At 61.1% G+C, this 20,652-nt stretch carries 22 protein-coding genes; 15 read left to right on the top strand and 7 right to left on the bottom strand.

Annotated elements, in window-relative coordinates:
• Positions 1 to 55: 55 nt before the first annotated feature.
• Positions 56 to 379, bottom strand: coding sequence for a hypothetical protein (locus tag AAD018_RS03955; protein ID WP_367313423.1), 324 nt, complete (start codon positions 377 to 379; stop codon positions 56 to 58).
• 156 nt (positions 380 to 535) lie between these two features.
• Between AAD018_RS03955 and AAD018_RS03960 the strand changes: the two genes are divergently transcribed.
• The 9 genes from AAD018_RS03960 to AAD018_RS04000 all read left to right on the top strand — a co-directional run bounded on the left by AAD018_RS03960 (position 536) and on the right by AAD018_RS04000 (position 7,617).
• Complete coding sequence (locus AAD018_RS03960; RefSeq protein ID WP_367313422.1) at positions 536 to 1,393, top strand: HpcH/HpaI aldolase/citrate lyase family protein; 858 nt, start codon at positions 536 to 538, stop codon at positions 1,391 to 1,393.
• Entirely contained in the window at positions 1,393 to 1,944 is a 552-nt protein-coding gene (locus tag AAD018_RS03965) for an NnrU family protein (RefSeq protein ID WP_367313421.1), read from the top strand. Before AAD018_RS03960 ends, AAD018_RS03965 begins: the two co-directional genes overlap by 1 nt.
• 4 nt (positions 1,945 to 1,948) lie before the next feature.
• A complete protein-coding gene (locus AAD018_RS03970; RefSeq protein ID WP_367313420.1) occupies positions 1,949 to 2,155 on the top strand; it encodes a DUF1737 domain-containing protein in 207 nt (68 codons plus the stop codon).
• A complete protein-coding gene (locus AAD018_RS03975; RefSeq protein ID WP_367313419.1) occupies positions 2,152 to 3,174 on the top strand; it encodes a MaoC family dehydratase in 1,023 nt (340 codons plus the stop codon). Before AAD018_RS03970 ends, AAD018_RS03975 begins: the two co-directional genes overlap by 4 nt.
• A gap of 167 nt (positions 3,175 to 3,341) precedes the next feature.
• Positions 3,342 to 4,406, top strand: a complete 1,065-nt coding sequence (locus AAD018_RS03980) for a Hint domain-containing protein (RefSeq protein ID WP_367313418.1) — start codon at positions 3,342 to 3,344, stop codon at positions 4,404 to 4,406.
• A gap of 308 nt (positions 4,407 to 4,714) precedes the next feature.
• Entirely contained in the window at positions 4,715 to 5,098 is a 384-nt protein-coding gene (gene sdhC / locus AAD018_RS03985; RefSeq protein ID WP_367313417.1) for a succinate dehydrogenase, cytochrome b556 subunit, read from the top strand.
• 11 nt (positions 5,099 to 5,109) lie between these two features.
• On the top strand, positions 5,110 to 5,481 hold the full coding sequence (sdhD, locus tag AAD018_RS03990) for a succinate dehydrogenase, hydrophobic membrane anchor protein (RefSeq protein ID WP_367313416.1): 372 nt from the start codon (positions 5,110 to 5,112) through the stop codon (positions 5,479 to 5,481).
• A 16-nt stretch (positions 5,482 to 5,497) separates the two neighbouring features.
• Positions 5,498 to 7,300 carry a succinate dehydrogenase flavoprotein subunit gene (gene sdhA, locus AAD018_RS03995; protein ID WP_367313415.1) on the top strand — a complete coding sequence of 601 codons (1,803 nt, stop codon included), beginning with the start codon at positions 5,498 to 5,500 and terminating at the stop codon, positions 7,298 to 7,300.
• The gene (locus AAD018_RS04000) at positions 7,297 to 7,617 is read left to right on the top strand and encodes a succinate dehydrogenase (protein ID WP_367313414.1); all 321 of its coding nucleotides are present in this window, start codon (positions 7,297 to 7,299) and stop codon (positions 7,615 to 7,617) included. The genes sdhA and AAD018_RS04000 overlap by 4 nt, the downstream gene beginning before the upstream one ends.
• Positions 7,618 to 7,623: 6 nt before the next feature.
• On the opposite strand, the gene AAD018_RS04005 is transcribed toward AAD018_RS04000, so the two are convergent.
• Positions 7,624 to 8,745 carry a glycosyltransferase gene (locus tag AAD018_RS04005; RefSeq protein WP_367313413.1) on the bottom strand — a complete coding sequence of 374 codons (1,122 nt, stop codon included), beginning with the start codon at positions 8,743 to 8,745 and terminating at the stop codon, positions 7,624 to 7,626.
• 88 nt (positions 8,746 to 8,833) lie between these two features.
• Between AAD018_RS04005 and AAD018_RS04010 the strand changes: the two genes are divergently transcribed.
• The 4 genes from AAD018_RS04010 (at position 8,834) to AAD018_RS04025 (ending at position 13,010) form a co-directional block, all read left to right on the top strand.
• Complete coding sequence (locus AAD018_RS04010; RefSeq protein ID WP_367313412.1) at positions 8,834 to 9,784, top strand: polysaccharide pyruvyl transferase family protein; 951 nt, start codon at positions 8,834 to 8,836, stop codon at positions 9,782 to 9,784.
• An 83-nt stretch (positions 9,785 to 9,867) separates the two neighbouring features.
• Positions 9,868 to 10,647, top strand: a complete 780-nt coding sequence (locus tag AAD018_RS04015) for a succinate dehydrogenase iron-sulfur subunit (protein ID WP_367313411.1) — start codon at positions 9,868 to 9,870, stop codon at positions 10,645 to 10,647.
• Between the two features lie 88 nt (positions 10,648 to 10,735).
• Positions 10,736 to 12,172, top strand: a complete 1,437-nt coding sequence (gene creD, locus AAD018_RS04020) for a cell envelope integrity protein CreD (RefSeq protein ID WP_367313410.1) — start codon at positions 10,736 to 10,738, stop codon at positions 12,170 to 12,172.
• A 124-nt stretch (positions 12,173 to 12,296) separates the two neighbouring features.
• Positions 12,297 to 13,010, top strand: coding sequence for an urea carboxylase-associated family protein (locus tag AAD018_RS04025; RefSeq protein WP_367313409.1), 714 nt, complete (start codon positions 12,297 to 12,299; stop codon positions 13,008 to 13,010).
• A 58-nt stretch (positions 13,011 to 13,068) separates the two neighbouring features.
• On the opposite strand, the gene AAD018_RS04030 is transcribed toward AAD018_RS04025, so the two are convergent.
• From AAD018_RS04030 to AAD018_RS04050, 5 genes are all read right to left on the bottom strand, one after another.
• Positions 13,069 to 13,326: a hypothetical protein gene (locus AAD018_RS04030; protein ID WP_367313408.1), complete on the bottom strand. Its 258-nt coding sequence runs from the start codon at positions 13,324 to 13,326 to the stop codon at positions 13,069 to 13,071.
• A gap of 350 nt (positions 13,327 to 13,676) precedes the next feature.
• Entirely contained in the window at positions 13,677 to 14,381 is a 705-nt protein-coding gene (gene deoD / locus AAD018_RS04035) for a purine-nucleoside phosphorylase (RefSeq protein WP_367313407.1), read from the bottom strand.
• 74 nt (positions 14,382 to 14,455) lie between these two features.
• Positions 14,456 to 14,782 carry an H-NS histone family protein gene (locus AAD018_RS04040; protein WP_367313406.1) on the bottom strand — a complete coding sequence of 109 codons (327 nt, stop codon included), beginning with the start codon at positions 14,780 to 14,782 and terminating at the stop codon, positions 14,456 to 14,458.
• 95 nt (positions 14,783 to 14,877) lie between these two features.
• Positions 14,878 to 16,830, bottom strand: coding sequence for a methylmalonyl-CoA mutase family protein (locus AAD018_RS04045; protein WP_367313405.1), 1,953 nt, complete (start codon positions 16,828 to 16,830; stop codon positions 14,878 to 14,880).
• A gap of 111 nt (positions 16,831 to 16,941) precedes the next feature.
• Positions 16,942 to 17,829, bottom strand: coding sequence for a type IV pili methyl-accepting chemotaxis transducer N-terminal domain-containing protein (locus AAD018_RS04050; protein WP_367313404.1), 888 nt, complete (start codon positions 17,827 to 17,829; stop codon positions 16,942 to 16,944).
• Between the two features lie 283 nt (positions 17,830 to 18,112).
• Between AAD018_RS04050 and ccrA the strand changes: the two genes are divergently transcribed.
• Together ccrA and AAD018_RS04060 are read left to right on the top strand one after the other, a co-directional pair.
• Positions 18,113 to 19,399 carry a crotonyl-CoA carboxylase/reductase gene (ccrA, locus tag AAD018_RS04055; RefSeq protein WP_367313403.1) on the top strand — a complete coding sequence of 429 codons (1,287 nt, stop codon included), beginning with the start codon at positions 18,113 to 18,115 and terminating at the stop codon, positions 19,397 to 19,399.
• 348 nt (positions 19,400 to 19,747) lie between these two features.
• Positions 19,748 to 20,524, top strand: a complete 777-nt coding sequence (locus AAD018_RS04060; RefSeq protein WP_367313402.1) for a helix-turn-helix transcriptional regulator — start codon at positions 19,748 to 19,750, stop codon at positions 20,522 to 20,524.
• The last annotated feature ends 128 nt before the right edge of the window (positions 20,525 to 20,652 follow it).

Genomic DNA, 20,652 nt, shown 5'->3' on the forward strand with positions numbered 1-20,652 from the left:
ACCGGTCTTTCTCAAAGGCAAGCCCCAAGGCTGCGCCCCCAGAGAATCGCCTCGTTCAGGCCCCTTCGTCGCGCGACGGCAGCGCCTCGGCGAGGTGGCTATAGGCCTGCCCCGACGCGATCAGGCACATCGGCCCATCCGGTGCAGAGACGGTGATTGTCCAGCTTCCCGTCACCTCAGAGGCATAGACCTCCATCAACGATCCATTGGCCGCGATCCCGATGCTTTGGCGGCTTTCGCCGTATTGCTCGGCCAGCAGCGCGATCACTCGCTCCCGCTCTGCGCATTTCGGCCCGCCGTCCGCCGCGACGCCCGTTGCCGCCAGTGCCGCCGCGCAGGCCCAGAAAAATCCTGCTATGATATAGATCCGCTCTCTCATCGCCGCCGTCCTTTCCTCTATCCAATGGGGGAAAGCTGCGCCCGGCACCTTGGCGATGGGTTAACGGCGCGTCCGGCGGGGTGTTGCGTGACTATCGCCTTGAACGATCCGGCCTGTTCATGCCATCCCCGGCGCAACAATCGTGCGGAGGCTTCCATGACGATCCGTCCCTATCGCTCAGCCCTCTACATCCCCGGCTCCAAGGCCCGCGCGCTGGAAAAGGCCCGCACGCTGCCGGTCGATGCGATCCTCTTCGATCTCGAGGATGCCGTCGCCCCAACCGAAAAAGAGACCGCCCGCTTCACCCTGCGCGCCGCGCTCGAGGAAGGCGGCTACGGCGACCGCGCCCGCATCGTGCGCATCAACGGCACCGACACCGGCTGGTCCCGCGATGACCTGACCGAGATCGCCAACGAAACCCCCGACGGGATCCTGCTGCCCAAGGTGAACGGCGCCGAGGATATCGAGGCACTGGCCGCCAAAATGGACAAGCTGCCGGGCTATGCCGACACCGCCATCTGGGCGATGATCGAAACGCCCCAAGGCGTGCTGAACGCCGCCAATATCGCCGCCGCCCCCCGCATGGCAGGCTTTGTTCTGGGCACCAACGATCTGGCCAAGGATTTACAGGCCAAGGGTCGCTCCGCCCTGATGACCTCGCTTCAGCTTAGCCTTCTGGCCGCGCGTGCCGCGGGCATCGTGGCCATCGACGGCGTCTACAACGCCTTCAAGGACGAGGATGGACTGAAAGCCGAATGTACCGAAGGCCGCGCTATGGGCTTCGACGGCAAATCGCTGATCCACCCCGCCCAGATCGCCATCGCCAACACCGCCTTCGCCCCCTCGGAGGACGAAATCGACCTCGCCCGCCGCCAGATCGCCGCCTTCGAAGAGGCCGAGGCGCAAGGGCAGGGGGTCGCCGTCGTCGACGGCCAGATCGTCGAAAATCTGCATATCGAAACCGCACGGGCCACGCTCGCAAAAGCCCGCCTTATCGAGAAAAGCGACACCTGATGGGATATCTCCTGCTGATCTTCGGCGTCGCCCTCTGGGCCGGCGCCCACTTCTTCAAGCGGATCGCACCCGAACGCCGGGCCGCGATGGGCGAGGCGGGCAAGGGCGCCGTGACCGCCGCGTTGATCGTCTCGGTCGTCGCGATGATCTTTGGCTACCGCTGGTCCGACACGATATTCCTGTGGGATCTCGGCAGCTGGACGCGGCATCTCAACAACCTGCTGATGCTGATCGCCTTCTACCTCTTCGCCGCCTCCGGCGCGAAGATCCGCATCACCCGCCTCATCCGCCATCCGCAGCTCACCGGTTTTGCGATCTTCGCCGCGGCGCATCTGCTGGTGAACGGGGATCTTCCGTCCCTCATCCTCTTCGGCGGCCTGCTGGCCTGGGCCATCGCCGAGATCGTCGTCCTGAACCGCCAGACCGAATGGGTCAAACCCGCCCATCCCATCGCCCGCAAGGAGATCACGGCCCCCATCGCCGCCGTCGTCCTTTATGTGATCGTGATCTTTATTCACGGCTGGCTCGGCCCCTGGCCGGTAGGAGGCTGACGACATGACAACGCTCTACCGCCTGCTGACCGCCGACGACACCTCCGCCTTTTGCCACAAGGTCACCGAGGCGCTCGCCAAAGGGTGGAGCCTGCACGGCTCGCCCTCCTACGCGTTCGACGCAGCCAACGGTGTGATGCGATGCGCCCAGGCTGTGACCAAAGAGGTCGAGGCACCCTATGACCCCGACATGAAACTGGGCGCGCAATGAAAACCAACCCCGGCCGCTTCTTCGAGGATTACCGCCTTGGCGAGGTCATCCACCACGCGGTCCCCCGCACCGTCGCCGAAGGCGAGCGGGCGCTCTATCACGCGCTCTATCCGCAACGTTTCGCGCTCTACTCCTCGGACCTCTTCGCGATCAACTCGGGCCTCGACGGCTCCCCGCTCGACGATCTGATCGCCTTCCACACCGTCTTCGGCAAGACCGTCCCTGACATCTCGCTCAATGCCGTCGCCAATCTCGGCTATGCCGAGGGGCGTTTCCTCAGACCCGTCTGGCCCGGCGACACGCTCCGCGCCGTCTCCGAGGTGATCGGCCTCAAGCAGAACTCCAACGGCAAATCGGGTGTCGTCTGGGTCCGCACGACAGGCCTCAACCAAAATGAAGAGCCTGTGCTTAGCTACGTGCGTTGGGTCATGGTCCGCAAACGCGACCCCGAGGCTTCCGCCCCCGACACCACGATCCCCGATCTCGCTCCCCATGTCGCGGCCCAGGACCTCGCCCTCCCCGAAGGCCTCACCTTCGCCAACTATGATACCGCCCTGGCCGGAGAGCCGCACCGCGCGTCCGATTACGACATCGGAGAGGTCATCGACCATGTCGACGGCGTCACCATCGAAGAAGCCGAGCACATGATGGCGACCCGCCTCTGGCAGAACACCGCGAAGGTCCATTTCGACGCCACCCACCGCCAGGACGGCAAGCGCCTCATCTATGGTGGCCACATCATCAGCCTCGCCCGCGCGCTCAGCTTCAACGGTCTGGCCAACGCCCAGATGATCGCGGCGATCAATGCAGGCGCCCATGCCAACCCCTGTTTCGCGGGTGACACCGTCCGCGCCTGGTCCGAAGTGCTGGACAAGGCGCCGCTATCGCAAACAGTGGCGGCCCTCCGCCTACGTCTTGTCGCCACTAAGGGCGCGGCGGGCGATCTCAAGGACGAGGCGGGCAAATACCGTCCGGAGGTGCTTCTGGACTTGGATTACTGGGCTCTGATGCCAGCATAAATCCGCCTCGCGATCCGGCATCGGCGATCTTCGCCGCATCGTAAGCAGACAGATGCCGAACCGAACCGGCCGACCCCGCCGCCCGAGGTGTCCAATGCCGATTCCCATGTGGTAGCGCTCTACCCAATGAGTGGCAGTGTTCGAAACATCTCATCAGGAGCTTCCCCATGGCTGATCCATTCCTCTCTGAAATCAAATACGTTGGAAATCGCGATGGCGATTTCATCGAAATCGCAGTCGACGAAGGCACCGACGTCTCGGCGCTCGAGCTGACAATCTACCGGTCCGACGGAACCGTCCGGACGTCTAACTCGCTTGACGGCATCACGCCGACCCAGTCGGAAGGCAAGGATGTCTACGTCATCGACACCCAAAGCTCCGACACGTTCAACGGCGTGGCACGAAGCAACGGCGTCGCCCTCTCTGAAGGGGCAGAGGTCTATTCCTTCGTATCCTTCCGCGACACGCCTGAAGCGATCACCGCAACCGAAGGCCCGGCCAACGGTCTGACATCGACCGAAGTCGGCCCCGACCCTCGCGGCGGATCGATCGTCAGCGACGACGGCGAGACGTTCACCCCCGAAGACGATCCCAATCCCGGATCCGTGCCGTGTCTGACCCGCGGCACTCTGGTGGAGACGTCCGACGGCGACGTGAAAGTCGAGGATTTGCGCGACGACATGACAGTCCTGACCATCGACGGGCAATATCGCAGCGCGCCCCACCGTCTCAGCCGCGTCATCACCGCCGCCGAGATGCAGGCCAATCCCAAACTCCGCCCGATCCGCATCTGCGCGGGCGCTCTGGGGGACGGTCTGCCCAAGCGCGACCTGCTGGTCTCGCGCCAGCACCGGATGCTCGTGCGCTCTGCCATCGCGCAGCGCCTCTTCGGAGAGCCGGAGGTCCTCGTTGCGGCGATCCGTCTGACCGAGCTGCCTGGGATCTTCGTCGATACCGAGGTGCACGAGGTGGAATATATCCACCTCCTCTTCGACAGCCACGAGGTCATCTACGCCGAAGGCGCCCCGACCGAGAGCCTCTTCACCGGTCCCGAAGCGCTCAAGGCCCTCGCTCCGGCTGCACGGGAGGAGATCATGACCCTCTTCCCTCAAATCGCGGATCAATCCGGCGCTCCTGAACCTCGCCGCCCGATCCCGTCGAACAAGAACCAGAACCAGCTTGTCCGGCAGCACGCCCAAAACGGCGCGCCGCTTCTGGACACGCGGCACTGACAATCCGGCCCTCGGCACCCTGCGTGTCGAGGGCCGTGACGCCGCCGGGCAACGCGCGGTCCGTTAAAGGCGCGTGGCACCGAAAATCCACCGACCAGATACCGACGCGATACCGACCGGATACCGAAACCCCAAAATCGCGATATCCTGGCTGTTAACCCTCTATCTCTAACGAGATCCGATCAACGTGATCACAAAAGCCGGTTTCTTTCCTCCGCGACACTAATCCGCGCCGCTGCCCCGTGACATCTGTCTGGAATTGTTCCAGATAAGAGGCCGAGCGACAGTCCAAGGATCGGGAATACACCATGGCCGACGTGAACCGGGGCAACCGGCCCCTCTCACCGCATCTGAGCATCTACAAACCGCAGATGACCTCGATGACCTCGATCTTCGTGCGCCTGACGGGCAACGCGCTTTTGGTCTCGGCCCTGATGATCGTCTGGTGGTTCCTCGCGGCTTCCTCTGGCCCGGAAGCCTTTGAAACCGCTGACGCTTTCCTGCGCAGCTGGTTCGGGGACCTGGTCCTGTTCCTTAGCGTCTGGGCGCTTTGGTATCACACGCTGGGCGGTCTTAGGCACCTCATCTGGGACAACGGCTACGGCCTTGATCTCAAAAGCTCCTACACGATGGGCTACGTCATGATCGGCGGCTCCGTCGTTCTGGCCATCATCACCGCAATCATCGTCTGAGGAGAACGCAGATGTCCTTCATGACAGACCGCAAACGCGCCGTTGGCCTGGGCTCCGCCAAGTCAGGCACCGAACATCACTGGTCAATGATGGTCAGCTCCACCGCTCTGCTGATCCTGATGCCGCTTTTCGTTTTCACCTTCGGCTATGCCCTTGGAAAACCATATGAAGAGGTGATGGCCTATTACCGCCAACCGCTTCCCGCACTGATCGCAGCGCTGACCTTCGCGGTCGGCTTTTATCACTTCAAGGGCGGTGTGCAGGTCCTGATCGAGGACTATGTGCACGGCGTCGCCCGCAAGCTTCTCATCATCGCGATGATTTGCCTCAGCATCTCCGCCGCCGCCGCAGGCGTTTTCGCCGTGGCGCGCATCGCGGTTTAGGAAAAGGACAGGAATTATGGCCGCTTACGACTACGAGACGCATGACTATGACGTCGTGGTGGTGGGTGCCGGAGGCGCCGGCCTCCGCGCGACCCTCGGCATGGCCGAACAGGGCCTCAGAACCGCCTGCGTGACGAAGGTCTTCCCGACCCGCTCGCATACCGTTGCGGCCCAGGGCGGCATCGCGGCCAGCCTCAGCAATATGGGCCCCGACCACTGGCAATGGCACATGTACGACACGGTCAAAGGCTCCGACTGGCTTGGCGATACCGACGCGATGGAATACCTCGCCCGCGAAGCGCCCAAGGCCGTCTACGAGCTTGAGCATTATGGCGTCCCGTTCTCCCGCACCGAGGATGGCAAGATCTACCAGCGCCCCTTTGGCGGCCACACGACGAAGTTCGGCGAAGGCCCACCGGTGCAGCGCACCTGCGCCGCTGCTGACCGCACGGGGCACGCGATCCTGCATACGCTTTACGGCCAGAGCCTTAAGAACAATGCCGAATTCTACATCGAATACTTCGCCATCGACCTCATCATGAGCGACGATGGCGTTTGTCAGGGCGTCCTTTGCTGGAAGCTCGAGGACGGCACGTTCCACGTCTTCAACGCCAAGATGACCGTGCTCGCGACAGGCGGCTATGGTCGCGCCTACTTCTCGGCGACCTCGGCCCATACCTGCACCGGCGATGGCGGCGGCATGGTCGCGCGCGCGGGCCTTCCGCTTCAGGACATGGAGTTCGTGCAGTTCCACCCCACTGGCATCTACGGCGCCGGTTGCCTCATTACCGAAGGCGCACGGGGCGAGGGCGGCTACTTAACCAATTCGGAAGGCGAGCGCTTTATGGAGCGCTACGCACCGACCTACAAAGACCTCGCGTCGCGCGATGTGGTGTCGCGCTGCATGACGATGGAAATCCGCGAGGGCAGGGGGGTCGGCCCCGAGGGGGACCACATTCACCTCAACCTCTCGCACCTGCCGCCAGAGACCCTCGCAGAGCGTCTTCCCGGCATTTCCGAATCGGCAAAGATTTTCGCCGGGGCGGACGTGACCAAAGAACCGATCCCGGTCCTGCCGACGGTTCACTACAATATGGGCGGTATCCCTACCAATTATTGGGGTGAGGTGCTGAACCCGACACAAGATGATCCTGACCGGATCGCACCTGGCCTCATGGCTGTTGGCGAGGCGGGCTGTGCGAGCGTCCACGGTGCCAACCGTCTGGGCTCCAACTCCTTGATCGACCTCGTTGTTTTCGGTCGCGCCGCCGCCATCAAGGCAGGCGAAATCGTCGATGCCGAAGCTGCTGCGGGCAAGCCCAATCAAGCCAGCATCGACAAGGGCTTCGCGCGCTTCGATGGCCTGCGCCACGCTAAGGGCACGACGACCACTGCCGAGCTCAGGCTCGAGATGCAGAAGGCTATGCAAAAAGACGCAGCCGTTTTCCGCACCTCCGAGACGCTCAAGGAAGGCGTTGAAAACATGACGGAAGTTGCTGGAAAGGTCGACGATCTTGCCGTCACCGACCGGTCCCTCGTCTGGAACTCCGACCTGATGGAGACGCTGGAGCTGACCAACCTCATGCCCAACGCTCTGGCCACCGTCGTCTCCGCCGAAGCCCGCAAGGAAAGCCGCGGCGCCCACGCCCACGAGGATTTCCCCGACCGTGACGACGCCGAATGGCGCAAACACACGCTGGCCTGGGTCAATGGCGGCGTCGATCTAACCTACCGTCCGGTCCATCTCAACCCGCTCATGGGCCACAACGAAGGCGGCATCGACCTCAAGAAGATCGAGCCAAAGGCAAGGGTCTATTGAGACCGCTCCTCTTCATGGCGGCGGTCTCCCTGACGGCCGCCTGCACCACCAATCCCGACTTTGCTGATTCCCTCGCGCGGGAGTCGGCCAAAAGCGTCGTCAGCGGCATCATCGCAACCCGCTTCCCTGGCCTTCAGGTCGCCCCAGTCACCGATTGCGTGATCGACAATGCGACCTCCTCCGAGATCATCCTGATCGCCCGCGGCGCCCTCACTGGCCCCACCGCCGAAACAACGTCGACTGTCGTCGAGATCGCAGGCCGTCCCGACACGATCCGCTGCATCGCGCAGACAGGGCCGTCCGTCCTCACGGGATAAGGCTCGTCAGGCGTCGCCCAGACCCATCGCCTGACGCAGCAGCCGGATTGACCGATCAACGGTAAAGCTCTCCTGAACCCGCACCCTTGCAGCATCACCTAGCCCTGAGGCGAGATCCCGATCCGCAAGCGCGGTCTTGAGGTTCCGGGCCATCGCAACCTCATCATGCTCGTCGCAAAGCAACCCGTGTCGTCCGTCCTCGATCGCCTCCGGGATGCCGCTATGCCGGGTCGAGATCACGCATAGACCCGAACCCATCGCCTCCAGAATGGCCACGGGCAGTCCCTCGGTATCTCCATCCCGCCCGGTGACCGAATGCTGCAGAAAAAGGGAGGCCTCCGCCATCAATTCCCGAACGGCCACATGGTCCAGGCTGCCGTGAAACGTGATCTGGCGTCCGATGCCTGTGTCTGCCGCAATTGCCTTGCACTCATCCAGCAACGGCCCGTCGCCTACAAAGTCCAGATGCGCATCCGGCCTGTTTTTCGCCGCCGCCGCAAAGGCCCGCAAGGTGATCTGCGGTGCCTTCTTGTCAACGAACCGGCCCACCGCCAGACATCGCCCCGCGATCCGCTCAGAGAGGGGAAAATCGGAGGGTTCGATCCCGCACGGTGTCACGGTGATCTTCTCCGCCGGACAGCCCGCCCCGATCAGGTTGCCTGCGATGAATTGAGACGGCGCGAAGACCCCCTTGGCCGCGGCAAAAAGCTTGGGATAGCTGGCCAGCCACTTCTCCTCTCGCAATAGGCGGGAGGCATCGAAGCCGTGAAAATGCACAAATAGATCGACGCCCGCCTTTCGGGCAGGACGCCGCATCGCTACACCTTGCGGCCCGAACTCCGCGAGCAGCGTCCTCACGCCATGATAGCTGAGGAACCGCGCGATCTGATCTTCGGGTTTCCCTCGAATCCACCGTGAAAGCGCATTGCCCAGCACGATCGGCTTCTCATCAGATGCTCTCGCAACAGGCGGCATATGCCCCGTTACCATCACCGGGCCGTCCAGCAGACCGCGAGGCACATCTTTGCGGCTCAGGAAAACCGTCTCCCCCGGCGCGAGCCGCTCGGCATGGAGCCGCACGAAAGTCTGGCTGGGCTCATCGAAACTGCGGGAGGCAAGCGCGAACATGCTTTGGATCCGTCGAACAGGGTCGCAATGCCATATCCGCCGCATCCGGGGCTGTCCATCGCGCCACGTCCGTGTCAGAAAATCGGGCATGAAGCATGTTCACTTGATCGATACGTCCATAGCCTCCGATAATCTAGGCGACGAAATCATCGTTGAGGAGTGCAGGTCTCACCTCCTTCCACTCTTTCCCGATGCCTATATTTCCACTTCCTCCGGCCATGATGGGCTTGGTCCATGGGGCCGCGATCTTGCAGGGCAGGCGGATGTAGTCTTCCTTCTTGGCACCAACGCCTTGTCTGCCCGGGACCAGACCAAGCGCCGGTTCGTCTGGACGGTGACAAAAGACGATATCCCCGTCCTGAAGAACAAGGTTGTCCTGTTCGGCGTCGGTGCAAATCGAGATTTTGACAAGGTCGACCGCACGCAGGCAAAGCTTCTCTCGACCCTTCTGTCATCGTCCCACGGCCACGCTGTTCGGGACAGCCTCGGCGGTCAGATTATCCGCACGGCGGGCCGTAAGGCGATCAACACAACCTGCCCGACGCTCTGGCGATATATCGACAAATCTCCACCGGTGCCGTCCGAACCGGCACCATCCGTCTGCTTCACCCTGACTAAACACAAAGCCAACTCTAACGACGCCGCGATGATCGAGATCCTGCGCAACAGCTACGAGAATCTTGCCTTTTGGCCTCAGCAACCGCGCGATCTCCCTTATTTGCAGGAACTGACGCGGACCTCGGATATCGAGATCCTCCCACCCTCCCTGCAAGCCTACGATGCGCATCTTGCCAAAACCGACACCGATGTGACCGGAACCCGTCTTCATGGCTGCATTCGCGGCCTGAAACACAACCGCCGCGTTCTTGTGGTAAGCATCGACAATCGCGCTCGAGAGATAGGCTCAGAGACCGGCCTGCCGACAATTGCCCGCGAAGACATCCCCGCAAATCTCGCCGAACGCATCAAGGGACCCATCCCCCTTTCCATGACGCTTCCCCGCGCGGCGAAAGAGGACTTCCTCGGTCAATTTCGATAGCGCCATGCGGCAATTCACCCTGCAGTTTCGGTTGGTTCTCCGCCCGCTTTCAGTTAGGTAGATGCGAAAGAAGAGGTCTTCCGATGGTCCAACTCACCCTCCCCAAGAACTCCCGCATCCGAACGGGGAAAACCTGGCCCAAGCCAGAGGGCGCGACGAACCTGCGCACGTTCCACGTCTATCGCTGGAATCCCGATGACGGGAAAAACCCGCAGGTCGATACCTACTTTGTGGATATGGACACCTGCGGCCCGATGGTTCTGGACGCGCTGATTAAGATCAAGAACGAGATCGATCCGACCCTGACCTTCCGCCGCTCCTGCCGCGAGGGGATCTGCGGCTCCTGTGCGATGAATATTGGCGGGATCAACACGCTGGCCTGCATCTACGGCATGGACGAGGTGAAGGGCGACATCAAGATCTACCCTCTCCCGCATATGCCAGTCGTCAAAGACCTGATCCCGGACCTCACGCATTTTTACGCACAGCACGCTTCGATCATGCCGTGGCTCGAGACCAAGACGAACCGCCCCGAGAAAGAGTGGAAGCAGTCCATCGAGGACCGCAAAAAGCTCGACGGGCTGTATGAATGCGTCATGTGCGCCTCCTGCTCCACCGCTTGCCCAAGCTACTGGTGGAACGGCGACCGCTACCTCGGCCCTGCGGCGCTGCTCCATGCTTATCGCTGGATCATCGACAGCCGCGACGAGGCGACGCCCGAGCGGCTCGACGAGCTTGAGGATCCCTTCAAGCTCTATCGTTGCCACACGATCATGAATTGCGCCAAGACCTGCCCCAAGGGTCTGAACCCGGCCGAAGCCATTGCGAATATCAAACAGATGATGGTCGAACGCTCCGTTTAAGCAGTCTGCGCAAATCCTGCACATCTGCCCGGCTTGTCCTGCCGGATCGGATCCTTATGCCTCCTGGTAACACAATCAGGAGGCAAAAATGCTCAGGTCATCCGGTATCCGGTTTCTCATCGTCGGGCTTCTCGCCCTGCTCATGTTCATCCCGCTGTTCTTTGTCGGCGCGATCATCGACGAGCGGGCGGATTATTCACGTCAGACCGCCCGGTCCATCGGTGCCGAATGGGGCGGCGCACAAGAGATTGTCGGGCCCCATCTGATCATCCCGGTCGAGGGTCCCGTGACCCGCAGGGTCCCGGTCGAAGAGGTCGAGACAGCCGGCGCCACGACCACCGGACGGGTGCGCGAATCCGCAGGCGCGCTGGAGACGGTTGAGATCACCGTCACAGACCGGAAGGCGCCTCTCTACGTCTTCCCTGACAAGCTCACCCTCGATGGCACATCCGAAACAAGCATCCGAAGCCGCGGCATCTTCGAAGTTCCGGTCTACAACTCAGTCCTCGATCTGGACTTCGACTTCGATCTCAGCGCGCTGGAGAAGGCGGTCGGCTCCGAAGACACGATCCTTTGGTCCGAAGCACAGGTCGTCCTGGGTGTCAGCAACAACCGCGCCCTGCGCGGGGAGGCCGTTCTGCGCGGCGACGACACCGAATATCCACTCGACCCCCGCGTCTCGTCCGGTAGCGATCAGCCAGGCGTTGCCTCCGCCATCGGCGATCCACGCCGGATCGACGCTTTCTCCCTCTCGCTCGGCGTCAACGGGGCGGGCAGCCTGCACTTCACGCCCGTCGCCCGCACGACAACCGTCACGCTTCAAAGCGATTGGCCCCATCCCAGCTTTACCGGTGCCTTCCTTCCCGACAGCCGCGAGATTACTGAAGACGGCTTCACCGCAAGCTGGGTGATCCCGCATCTGGCCCGCAACCTGCCCCAGATCTCACGCAACAACTTCGAACAGGAGGCCCGCAATATCAGCTTCGGCGTCCAGTATTACGAACCCAACGATTTCTACCAAAAGACCTACCGCGCCGCCCGCTACGGCATCCTCATCATCTCGCTGACCTTCCTGACGGTCCTTCTGATCGAAGGGCGCAGCGGCAAGCCCGCGCATCCGGTCCAGTATATCCTGATCGGTCTGGCGCAATCGCTCTTCGTGCTGCTGATGGTGGCCTATGCCGAGCAGATCGGCTTTGGTCCCGCCTATCTGCTCTCCAGTGCGGCCACGATCGGGCTTCTCACGCTCTTCGGCGCCACCGCGCTCAAGTTGGGCAAACGCGCGGCGGTCCTGGGGGCGCTTCTGACACTGCTTTACGCGGTGCTCTATCTCATCCTGCGCAGTACGGATTACGCGCTTCTCGCCGGGGCGACCCTTGCCTTCGCTGCACTTGCAGGCACTATGATCGCAACCCGCAACGAGGACTGGTACGGCCCCCCGCGCGACAAGAAACCGGGCGGATGGTTCATCAAGGGGCAATCCGCACCGCAAGGGGACCAGACACGCAGTGAAAGCCCGACCTGAACCTGATGACGCAAATGACCGGAGGGCTGTCCCTCCGGTCATCTGCTATCCAAACGACAGCCTTCCTACCCCTGATCCAAAGCATCTGGCCACCCTGCGCGAGGGCGCCGCGCCACAAGGCGGCATGACCGTTCCGCCGCGGACAGGCCGCTGTATCGATGTGCCCGCAGGAACGCTCTTCCGCATCTCCTGTCCGGACGGCTCCCAGGTCGGAGACCTCAACCTCTGGAACGCCGCCGATCTTGGCGAGCGCTTCTTTTCCGGCAAGACCCGCGCCCTACACGGCACCCACCTCACGACCGGAGACAGGCTTTGGTCGACCCTTCCCCATCTTCGCCCGATGGCGACGATCACCCATGACACGCTTGGCTGGTATGGTATCGACGAGTTCGGCGGCGGCGTTCACGACGTCATCGGCACGCGCTGCGATCCCTACACCCATGCGCTGCTCTCAAACGGTGCGCAGTACCACCACTGCTGCCATTCCAACCTCACCAGCGCTCTTGCTGATCACCGGCAAATTGCGCTCCAAGACGCCGAGCTTCACATTCATGACGTGCTGAATGTCTTCATGTGTACCGGCTTTACCCGCGATACCGGCCAGTACTTCATGAAGGCCAGCCCCGCGCGGCAGGGGGATCATATCGAATTCTTGGCTGAGATAGACCTTGTCGTCGGTCTCTCCGCCTGTCCCGGCGGGAATTGCGCAAGTACCCATTCGAGCGACGAGGCGATCTGCCACCCGCTCCAGATTGATCTATTCCATCCGCAGCCCGCAGCTTTGTCGCAATGGCAGCAACTTAATCCTGCCCCCTATGATCGAAGCCACGGTCGCTAGACACAGAAAAGGCGGCGCTTGATCCAAGCGCCGCCTCTTTTCTCAGAGTTAGGTCGACTTACAGGCCGCCGCCAAGACCGGCTGCGTCGTCATCGTTAGGATCGCCTTCGATGTCGGATGTCGCGCCAGCGCGCGGGCCGTTCACATCGTTGGATGCCGGAGCGACAACGACAGGGCGCTGTTGAATGATCTGGCCGTCCTTGGTGAAGATCGGTGCCGGCTCGGTGAACACGACGGGCTCGGGCTCGTTGCGTGCACAGCCGGCAATGACTGCAACAGCGGCGGTGAGGCCGAGAAGTTTGAGGGTCTTGGACATTATGTCGCTCCTTCTAGTAAGACTGCAGCGCGACAACCGCGCGGCCTGTCAAAAGTTCCCTTAGTAGAAAACGGTTTAACGGAAAAGTAGGCATATCAGAGAGTCTTAGAGAGCGACGCCATCGCCACTATCGCTGTTGCCACCGCCAAGATCGCCTTCCGAATCGCTTTCCGCGCCTGACGGATCGCCGCTTTCAAACCCTCCGCCACCTCCGCCAGCGCTGCCGCACGCGGACAAGAGCGAGACAAACGCGAAAATCATAGCAAGACGTGTAACAAACACCATGGCGGCATCCTTTTATTAACCGGAAATCTAACGACAGCTGGAACGCCTTAGTTCCGAAAGGCAGATTAAGCCGTTGCCGCCTCCAACGCGATCTCGACCATATCTCCGAAAGATCTTTCACGTTCTTCCGCCGGAAGAACGTCTCCCGTCAGCAAATGATCGCTTATCGTCAGAACAGCCAATGCACGGCGGCCATATCGGGCAGCAAGCGTATAAAGCTCCGCCGCTTCCATTTCGACAGCCAGAATTCCATGTCGCGTCATCTGCTCATTCAGATCGGGCCGTTCGTCGTAAAACACATCGGAGGAATAGATACCGCCCACATGCGTCTTCACAGAGCGAGTCTGAGCAACGTTCCAGGCCGCGTGTAAAAGCTCCCAGTTCGCACAAGGGGCGAAATTAAGCTCCTTGAGAATACCGCGCGACGGGGAAGAAACAGTCGTCGCCGTCATCGCCAGGACGACATCCCGGATTGCGACATCCTTTTGCATCGCGCCCGCCGATCCGATGCGGATCAGTGTCTTAACGTCGAAATCCCGGATCAGCTCGTTCGCGTAGATTGACAGGCTCGGCATTCCCATGCCCGAGCCCTGGATGGAAATGCGGTGACCGTTCCAGGTCCCCGTAAATCCCAGCATCCCGCGCACTTTATTATAACAGACCGCGTCTTCGAGAAACGTCTCCGCCGCCCATTTCGCGCGAAGCGGATCTCCCGGCATCAGAACGATGTCGGCAATATCGCCGGGTTCAGCTCCGATATGGACCGTCATCGCGACCTCCGCCTTCATCCGCGCTGTCGGCACCGGCGCGCCTTTTGGCGCCGATGCCTGTGCATTCTATCCGATCAGATCAGGAAATCGTCGAGCGATTTGCCCTTCTTCTGAGCTTCTGCAATCCAAGCCGGACGACGTCCGCGACCCGACCAGGTCTGCGACGGATCTTCGGGGTTGCGGTACTTCGCAGGGGCCTTCGGTTTCGATCCGCCCTTGCCGGACTTGCGCCCTCCGCCAGCCAATTCGTCAAGCGTGAACCCATGTTCTGCCGCGACCTTGGCCGCCTTTTCGCGAGCGTCCTTTAGATCGCGCGCCTCCGCGTTCTTTAGTTCCTTGTCGATATCCTTGCGCAGTTTCTCAAGTTCGCCGCGCTTCATTTTCGAAAGATCGATTGCCATTTTTTGTCAGCCTCCAGAAAGTGATTTCTCTCTAAAGCCAGAAAATCGAACCGAACGCAAATGTCGAGCGCATTTTTCAATAATCGTATTTCGTCTTAGGCAGCGTTCCTTGCCGGATTTGCAAGGGATACGAGATCGGACATAATAGTATTCAACTCGAAGTTCTTTGGCGTGTAAATTTTTTCCACGCCAAAGCCGAGCAGCCGCTCCGCATCGTCGTCCGGGATTATTCCGCCAACCACGACCGGAATATGTCCCAGCCCTTCTCCCTCCAGCTGTGCCATCATCTCCTTTACCAAAGAAATGTGAGAGCCAGACAAAATAGAAAGCCCAATGACATGGGGATCATCGCGTTTCGCGGCAGAAACCAATTCAGCCGGTGTCAGACGAATACCTTCATAGACAATAGTCATCCCGCAATCACGCGCCCGGCTCGCAATCTGCTCGGCGCCGTTGGAATGGCCATCAAGACCTGGCTTGCCCACGAGAAATGTCAGCCGTCGGCCCAGCCTGTCGCTGGCGGCATCCACAGCCTGCCGCAACTCCTCGAGCCCTTCTGTCCGGTTTGACGGAGCATGGCTAACCCCGGTTGGCGCGCGATACTGGCCAAAGACCTCTCGGATCACACCCGCCCATTCGCCGGTTGTGCAGCCCACCTTGGCCGCCGCAATCGACGGGCCCATGATGTTGAGCCCCCGCTTGGCCGCCTCCCGCAAAGCGACCAAAGCCTTCTGGACCTCGTTGCCGTCGCGGCTCTCACGCCAGGCGGCCAGCCGCGCCAGCTGATCGGCTTCCGCATCAGGGTCGGCAACCATGATCGCATCATCGCCAGAGGTCAGCGGGCTTTGCTCTCCACCTTGCCATCGGTTGACGCCAACGACCGTCGTCTCCCCGCGCTCGATACCGCCGATCCGGTCGGCATTGGCCTCCACCAGACGGCCCTTCATATACTCAATCGCCCCAACCGCGCCGCCCATTGCATCGATCTGCTCCAGCTCCGCGCGCGCCCCGGCCTTGAGCTCGTCGACTTTCCGCTCCACCGCCGGATTGCCGTCAAAGAGATCCTCGTATTCAAGCAGATCCGTCTCATAGGCCATCACCTGCTGCATCCGCAGCGACCATTGCTGATCCCAAGGGCGCGGCAGACCCAACGCCTCGTTCCAGGCGGGCAGCTGCACCGCCCGCGCGCGCGCCTTTTTCGAAAGCGTCACTGCCAGCATCTCGATCAGGATCCGGTAGACGTTGTTTTCCGGCTGCTGCTCGGTCAGACCCAGCGAGTTGACCTGAACGCCGTACCGGAACCGCCTATATTTTGGCTCCTCCACGCCATAGCGGACCTGGCAGATCTCGTCCCACAGATCGACAAAGGCCCGCATCTTGCACATCTCGGTGACGAACCGGATCCCCGCGTTCACGAAGAACGAGATCCGTCCGACCATCTCAGGGAAGTCCTCCGGCGCGACCTTGCCCTTCAGATCGTCCAGCACCGCCTGCGCCGTCGCCAGCGCAAAGGCCAGCTCCTGCTCCGGCGTCGCACCCGCCTCCTGCAAATGGTACGAGCAGACATTCATCGGGTTCCATTTCGGCAGATGCTGGCGCGTATAGGCCGCCACATCCGTGATCATCCGCAGCGATGGCTCGGGCGGGAAAATATAGGTCCCCCGGCTCAGATATTCCTTGATGATGTCGTTCTGCACCGTGCCCTGAAGGGCCGCGATATCCGCGCCCTGTTCTTCGGCCACCGCGATATAAAGCCCCAGCAGCCAGGGCGCCGTCGCGTTGATCGTCATCGAGGTGTTCATCTGATCAAGAGGGATCTGATCGAAAAGGGTGCGCATATCCCCTAGATGGCAGACCGGAACGCCGACCTTTCCGACCTCCCCGCGCGCCAGCTCGTGATCGCTGTCATATCCCGTCTGCGTCGGCAGATCGAAGGCAACGCTCAGCCCGGTCTGCCCCTTCGCAAGATTGCCGCGATAAAGCGCATTGGACGCCGTCGCGGTCGAATGACCCGCATAGGTCCGGAAAAGCCAGGGACGGTCAGCCATATTCGCCTCGCAACGATATTTCGTTCAAGGCCGCTTATACGACATGAAAGGAAACCGTCAATTGCAACGGGGGGGGAAGAGCAATTGACGGTTTCCTCCGCGCCGTGCCCCCTACGGCGCTGCCTCGTAAAGCTGAACGGCGTCATGCATCGTCACTAGAAGAGGATCGGATTTCAGCGCGATCGTCAGCAGATCGTCCTGCGATGCTCTCTCCATTTCAGCGATGCGTTCGGCGATAGGACGATAGTCTCTCCAGATCGTCTCGACTTCCTTCAGCTTGCTCAGGACCGGGGCAGGCGGCGCGGGCAGCGTCACGGTCGGCAGACCGTTGATCAGGGCGGAAAGGGACATATCGAACAGATTGATCGCATCGGTCAGCCGCGCGCAGGCATCCTTGCTGCCATCTTCGAACACCGACAGTCCGGCTTCTTTAGCGATCTTCTGGCTCAGCATGCGCTGGCGACCGGCCACGTCGATCGACACGGCGCGCCCGGGTTCCACGTCCCTGTTGCTGTAGACCGAGACGATCTCTTTGACGACCTTATCCGACAGCATCAGCAGCTTTTCATTGCTGCGCGCGACAAACCTCACATCCTCGGCGGTCGCCGACCCATTCATCATGATCTGTGTCATCCGGGTCCCGAAATCGATCCAGGTCAGATCGACGGCCGTCAGACATTCACGCACCGCAAGCGACTCTTCGGCCGGAACGCCCAGATCCGCATCGCCCTCCCGCAGACCGATCAAAGCCTTGTCGAAGTCGCGGTACGAGCTTTGCAAAAGGGTCAGGTGATGCTCCGGCTCGATCCCCAGATGCGTATAGATCACCGCGCGGCTCATGCGCTGGCTCAGCATGCGCTGACGCCCGGCGACATTGATCTTGTGCGCGGCCTCCATGGGCGATGCTGCAAACGCAAAACCAGGGGCTATGACAGAAACCGAAGCCGCGGACGCCATCGAGAGCAAGGCAGAGCGGCGAGAAAGAAGAGCAGATGTCATCGATAGGTCCTCTGAGTGGGTAAGGTCAGCAATAAACAACCGAGAGAAATGATCTCGACTAAGTACTCATCTTTAGGTTGCATTTTCGCCTAGGAAAAGCACTCAAGATGGCAAAATAAAGATATGTTTGCTTCTGTCGTGTCACGCGCTTGCGGGCTGACGTCAGGTTATGTGGGTAATAAAATTACCAAAAAGCGCTAATCTCGAATTGTATTGTTGCGAGGCGATGATAGGTCGGCATATACTGCACTGCAGCAAAGCCACTTTTGGTGAAGGAGATTCCATGGCCCTCGATACCGCTCCCGCCCCGCCCGATTACGATGCGCCTGAAAAAGATCTCTACGAGATCGGAGAGATGCCACCGATGGGCTACGTCCCTAAACAGATGTATGCCTGGACCATCCGGCGCGAACGCCACGGCGAGCCTGACACCGCCTTCGAGGTCGAAGTCGTCGACGTCCCGAAACTCGACAGCCATGAAGTCCTTGTCCTCGTGATGGCTGCCGGCGTGAACTATAATGGTGTCTGGGCAGGCCTCGGCGTTCCGATCAGCCCCTTTGACGGCCATGGCGCGGATTACCACATTGCAGGCTCTGACGCCTCCGGCATCGTCTGGGCGGTCGGCGACAAGGTCACCCGCTGGAAAGTCGGCGACGAGGTCGTTATCCACTGCAATCAGGACGACGGCGACGACGAAGAGTGCAATGGCGGCGATCCGATGTTTTCCACCTCCCAGCGGATCTGGGGGTACGAGACCCCCGACGGCTCCTTCGCGCAGTTCACCAACGTGCAGGCCCAGCAGCTCATGCACCGCCCCCGGCACCTGACCTGGGAAGAATCGGCTTGCTACACGCTGACCCTCGCCACTGCCTACCGCATGCTCTTCGGGCATCACCCGCACGAGCTCAAGCCGGGTCAGAACGTCCTTGTCTGGGGCGCCTCCGGCGGGCTCGGCTCCTATGCGATCCAACTCATCAACACGGCTGGTGCCAATGCGATCGGCGTCATCTCCGGCGAGGACAAGCGCGACTTCGTCATGTCGCTCGGGGCCAAGGGCGTCATCAACCGCAAGGATTTCAACTGCTGGGGCCAGCTGCCCACGGTCAATACCGACGACTACAAGACGTGGTTTGGCGAAGTTCGCAAATTCGGCAAAGCGATCTGGGACATCACCGGCAAAGGCAACAATGTCGACATGGTCTTCGAACATCCGGGCGAAGCGACCTTCCCGGTTTCGACCTTCGTTGTGAAGAAAGGCGGGATGGTCGTCATCTGCGCAGGCACGACAGGTTATAACCTGACAATGGATGCCCGCTATGTCTGGATGCATCAAAAGCGCATCCAGGGCAGCCACTTCGCCCATCTCAAACAGGCGAGCGCCGCCAACCAGCTCATGATCGAACGGCGGCTCGATCCCTGCATGTCCGAGGTCTTCGCCTGGGACGACATCCCGGCCGCGCATATGAAGATGATGCGCAACGAGCATAAACCGGGGAACATGGCCGTTCTGGTCCAGGCCTCCCGCACCGGTCTCAGAACGCTCGAGGATACGGTCGAAGCCGCCCGCTGATCCGTAGTGATCCGTAGGCTCCGAACCGCCCCCATCCGGGGCGGTTTTTCATGTTAACGATTTCAAAAACTTGAGCCGCTACACCTTCCCCAGATATGGGGGAGTGCAAACGGCGAATATCCGCCGGCTCTCCCCTCCTGCTAAGGTAGTATTAACTGTTTGTTAACCATTTAGGGGAGAGTATCGAGTTGGGACAGGACTGGATACTTGACGTACTCGCGGATCTGAAGGCGTTTGCCCAACAGAATAATCTGCCCATCTTGGCAGAGCAGCTGGATGATACCAGCCTGATCGCCGCCGCCGAGATGTCTGCAATGCGAGGGGGCCATCCCCTCAGGGCAAATGTGAATGGCGCGACAACTGGAACATTTCTTGGAGGAGCTCGAGCAAGCGACGTCGCTTGAGGATCTTCAACGTCACATCACCACTCTTCGTGACATCTACAAGGTCGACCACATCGTCTATCACTGGGTCTCCTCCGACGGAGAACAGTATGGCTGCGGCACCTATTCCCGCGAATGGGCGCAGATCTACGTGGATCGCGATTACCTGCGCATCGATCCCGTCGTCATCGGATGCTTCCAGCGCTTCCACCCCGTCGACTGGAAACGCCTCGACTGGAGCTCGAAGGCCGCGCGTGGTTTCCAAAAAGAAGCGCTCGCTCACGGCGTCGGCAATCAGGGCTACTCCATCCCGATCCGCGGCCCTAACGGCCAGTTCGCGCTCTTTACCCTGTCGCATAGCTGCCAGGACGCCGAATGGGATGCCTTCACCGACCGCAATCGCCGCGACCTGATCCTGATCGCCCATGTCTTCAACCAAAAAGGCCTCGAGTTCGAAAAGCGCCGCGTTCCCGAGGCGGCCAAGAACCTCTCGCCCCGCGAAATCGACGCGATGACCTTCCTGGCGATGGGCTATAGCCGCGCGCAGGTCGCCAACACGCTCTCAATCTCCGAACATACGCTGCGCGCCTATATCGAAAGCGCCCGCTTCAAGCTGGGCGCGCTCAACACCACCCACGCCGTCGCCCGCGCCATGGCGCAGGGCCTGATCGTCGTCGGCGTCACCGGCCCGGAATCCAGCGGCGGCTGGCCCGGCAAGCATGCGGATCGCCGCGCTTCTTAAGGCGAGGCGGCGCCGCTAGAACGCGGCCTGTTGCGCCGCGCAACGCCGATCCGCGCGATATGTCTGTTTTCAAAGAAGAAACCGGCCCCGCTTGGCCACCGCACGGTGGCCTCAGACCCCGTTAAGAG

The organism is Aestuariibius insulae (assembly GCF_040783535.2).
In the GTDB taxonomy this organism is placed as follows: domain Bacteria; phylum Pseudomonadota; class Alphaproteobacteria; order Rhodobacterales; family Rhodobacteraceae; genus Aestuariibius; species Aestuariibius insulae.

What these genes read in the sequence shown, in the direction of transcription:
- AAD018_RS03955 (WP_367313423.1), bottom strand. Translation starts at nt 379, where the DNA reads ATGAGAGAGCGGATCTATATCATAGCAGGATTTTTCTGGGCCTGCGCG.
- AAD018_RS03960 (WP_367313422.1), top strand. Translation starts at nt 536, where the DNA reads ATGACGATCCGTCCCTATCGCTCAGCCCTCTACATCCCCGGCTCCAAG.
- AAD018_RS03965 (WP_367313421.1), top strand. Translation starts at nt 1,393, where the DNA reads ATGGGATATCTCCTGCTGATCTTCGGCGTCGCCCTCTGGGCCGGCGCC.
- AAD018_RS03970 (WP_367313420.1), top strand. Translation starts at nt 1,949, where the DNA reads ATGACAACGCTCTACCGCCTGCTGACCGCCGACGACACCTCCGCCTTT.
- AAD018_RS03975 (WP_367313419.1), top strand. Translation starts at nt 2,152, where the DNA reads ATGAAAACCAACCCCGGCCGCTTCTTCGAGGATTACCGCCTTGGCGAG.
- AAD018_RS03980 (WP_367313418.1), top strand. Translation starts at nt 3,342, where the DNA reads ATGGCTGATCCATTCCTCTCTGAAATCAAATACGTTGGAAATCGCGAT.
- sdhC (WP_367313417.1), top strand. Translation starts at nt 4,715, where the DNA reads ATGGCCGACGTGAACCGGGGCAACCGGCCCCTCTCACCGCATCTGAGC.
- sdhD (WP_367313416.1), top strand. Translation starts at nt 5,110, where the DNA reads ATGTCCTTCATGACAGACCGCAAACGCGCCGTTGGCCTGGGCTCCGCC.
- sdhA (WP_367313415.1), top strand. Translation starts at nt 5,498, where the DNA reads ATGGCCGCTTACGACTACGAGACGCATGACTATGACGTCGTGGTGGTG.
- AAD018_RS04005 (WP_367313413.1), bottom strand. Translation starts at nt 8,745, where the DNA reads ATGTTCGCGCTTGCCTCCCGCAGTTTCGATGAGCCCAGCCAGACTTTC.
- AAD018_RS04010 (WP_367313412.1), top strand. Translation starts at nt 8,834, where the DNA reads ATGAAGCATGTTCACTTGATCGATACGTCCATAGCCTCCGATAATCTA.
- AAD018_RS04015 (WP_367313411.1), top strand. Translation starts at nt 9,868, where the DNA reads ATGGTCCAACTCACCCTCCCCAAGAACTCCCGCATCCGAACGGGGAAA.
- creD (WP_367313410.1), top strand. Translation starts at nt 10,736, where the DNA reads ATGCTCAGGTCATCCGGTATCCGGTTTCTCATCGTCGGGCTTCTCGCC.
- AAD018_RS04025 (WP_367313409.1), top strand. Translation starts at nt 12,297, where the DNA reads ATGACCGTTCCGCCGCGGACAGGCCGCTGTATCGATGTGCCCGCAGGA.
- AAD018_RS04030 (WP_367313408.1), bottom strand. Translation starts at nt 13,326, where the DNA reads ATGTCCAAGACCCTCAAACTTCTCGGCCTCACCGCCGCTGTTGCAGTC.
- deoD (WP_367313407.1), bottom strand. Translation starts at nt 14,381, where the DNA reads ATGACGGTCCATATCGGAGCTGAACCCGGCGATATTGCCGACATCGTT.
- AAD018_RS04040 (WP_367313406.1), bottom strand. Translation starts at nt 14,782, where the DNA reads ATGGCAATCGATCTTTCGAAAATGAAGCGCGGCGAACTTGAGAAACTG.
- AAD018_RS04045 (WP_367313405.1), bottom strand. Translation starts at nt 16,830, where the DNA reads ATGGCTGACCGTCCCTGGCTTTTCCGGACCTATGCGGGTCATTCGACC.
- AAD018_RS04050 (WP_367313404.1), bottom strand. Translation starts at nt 17,829, where the DNA reads ATGACATCTGCTCTTCTTTCTCGCCGCTCTGCCTTGCTCTCGATGGCG.
- ccrA (WP_367313403.1), top strand. Translation starts at nt 18,113, where the DNA reads ATGGCCCTCGATACCGCTCCCGCCCCGCCCGATTACGATGCGCCTGAA.
- AAD018_RS04060 (WP_367313402.1), top strand. Translation starts at nt 19,748, where the DNA reads ATGGCGCGACAACTGGAACATTTCTTGGAGGAGCTCGAGCAAGCGACG.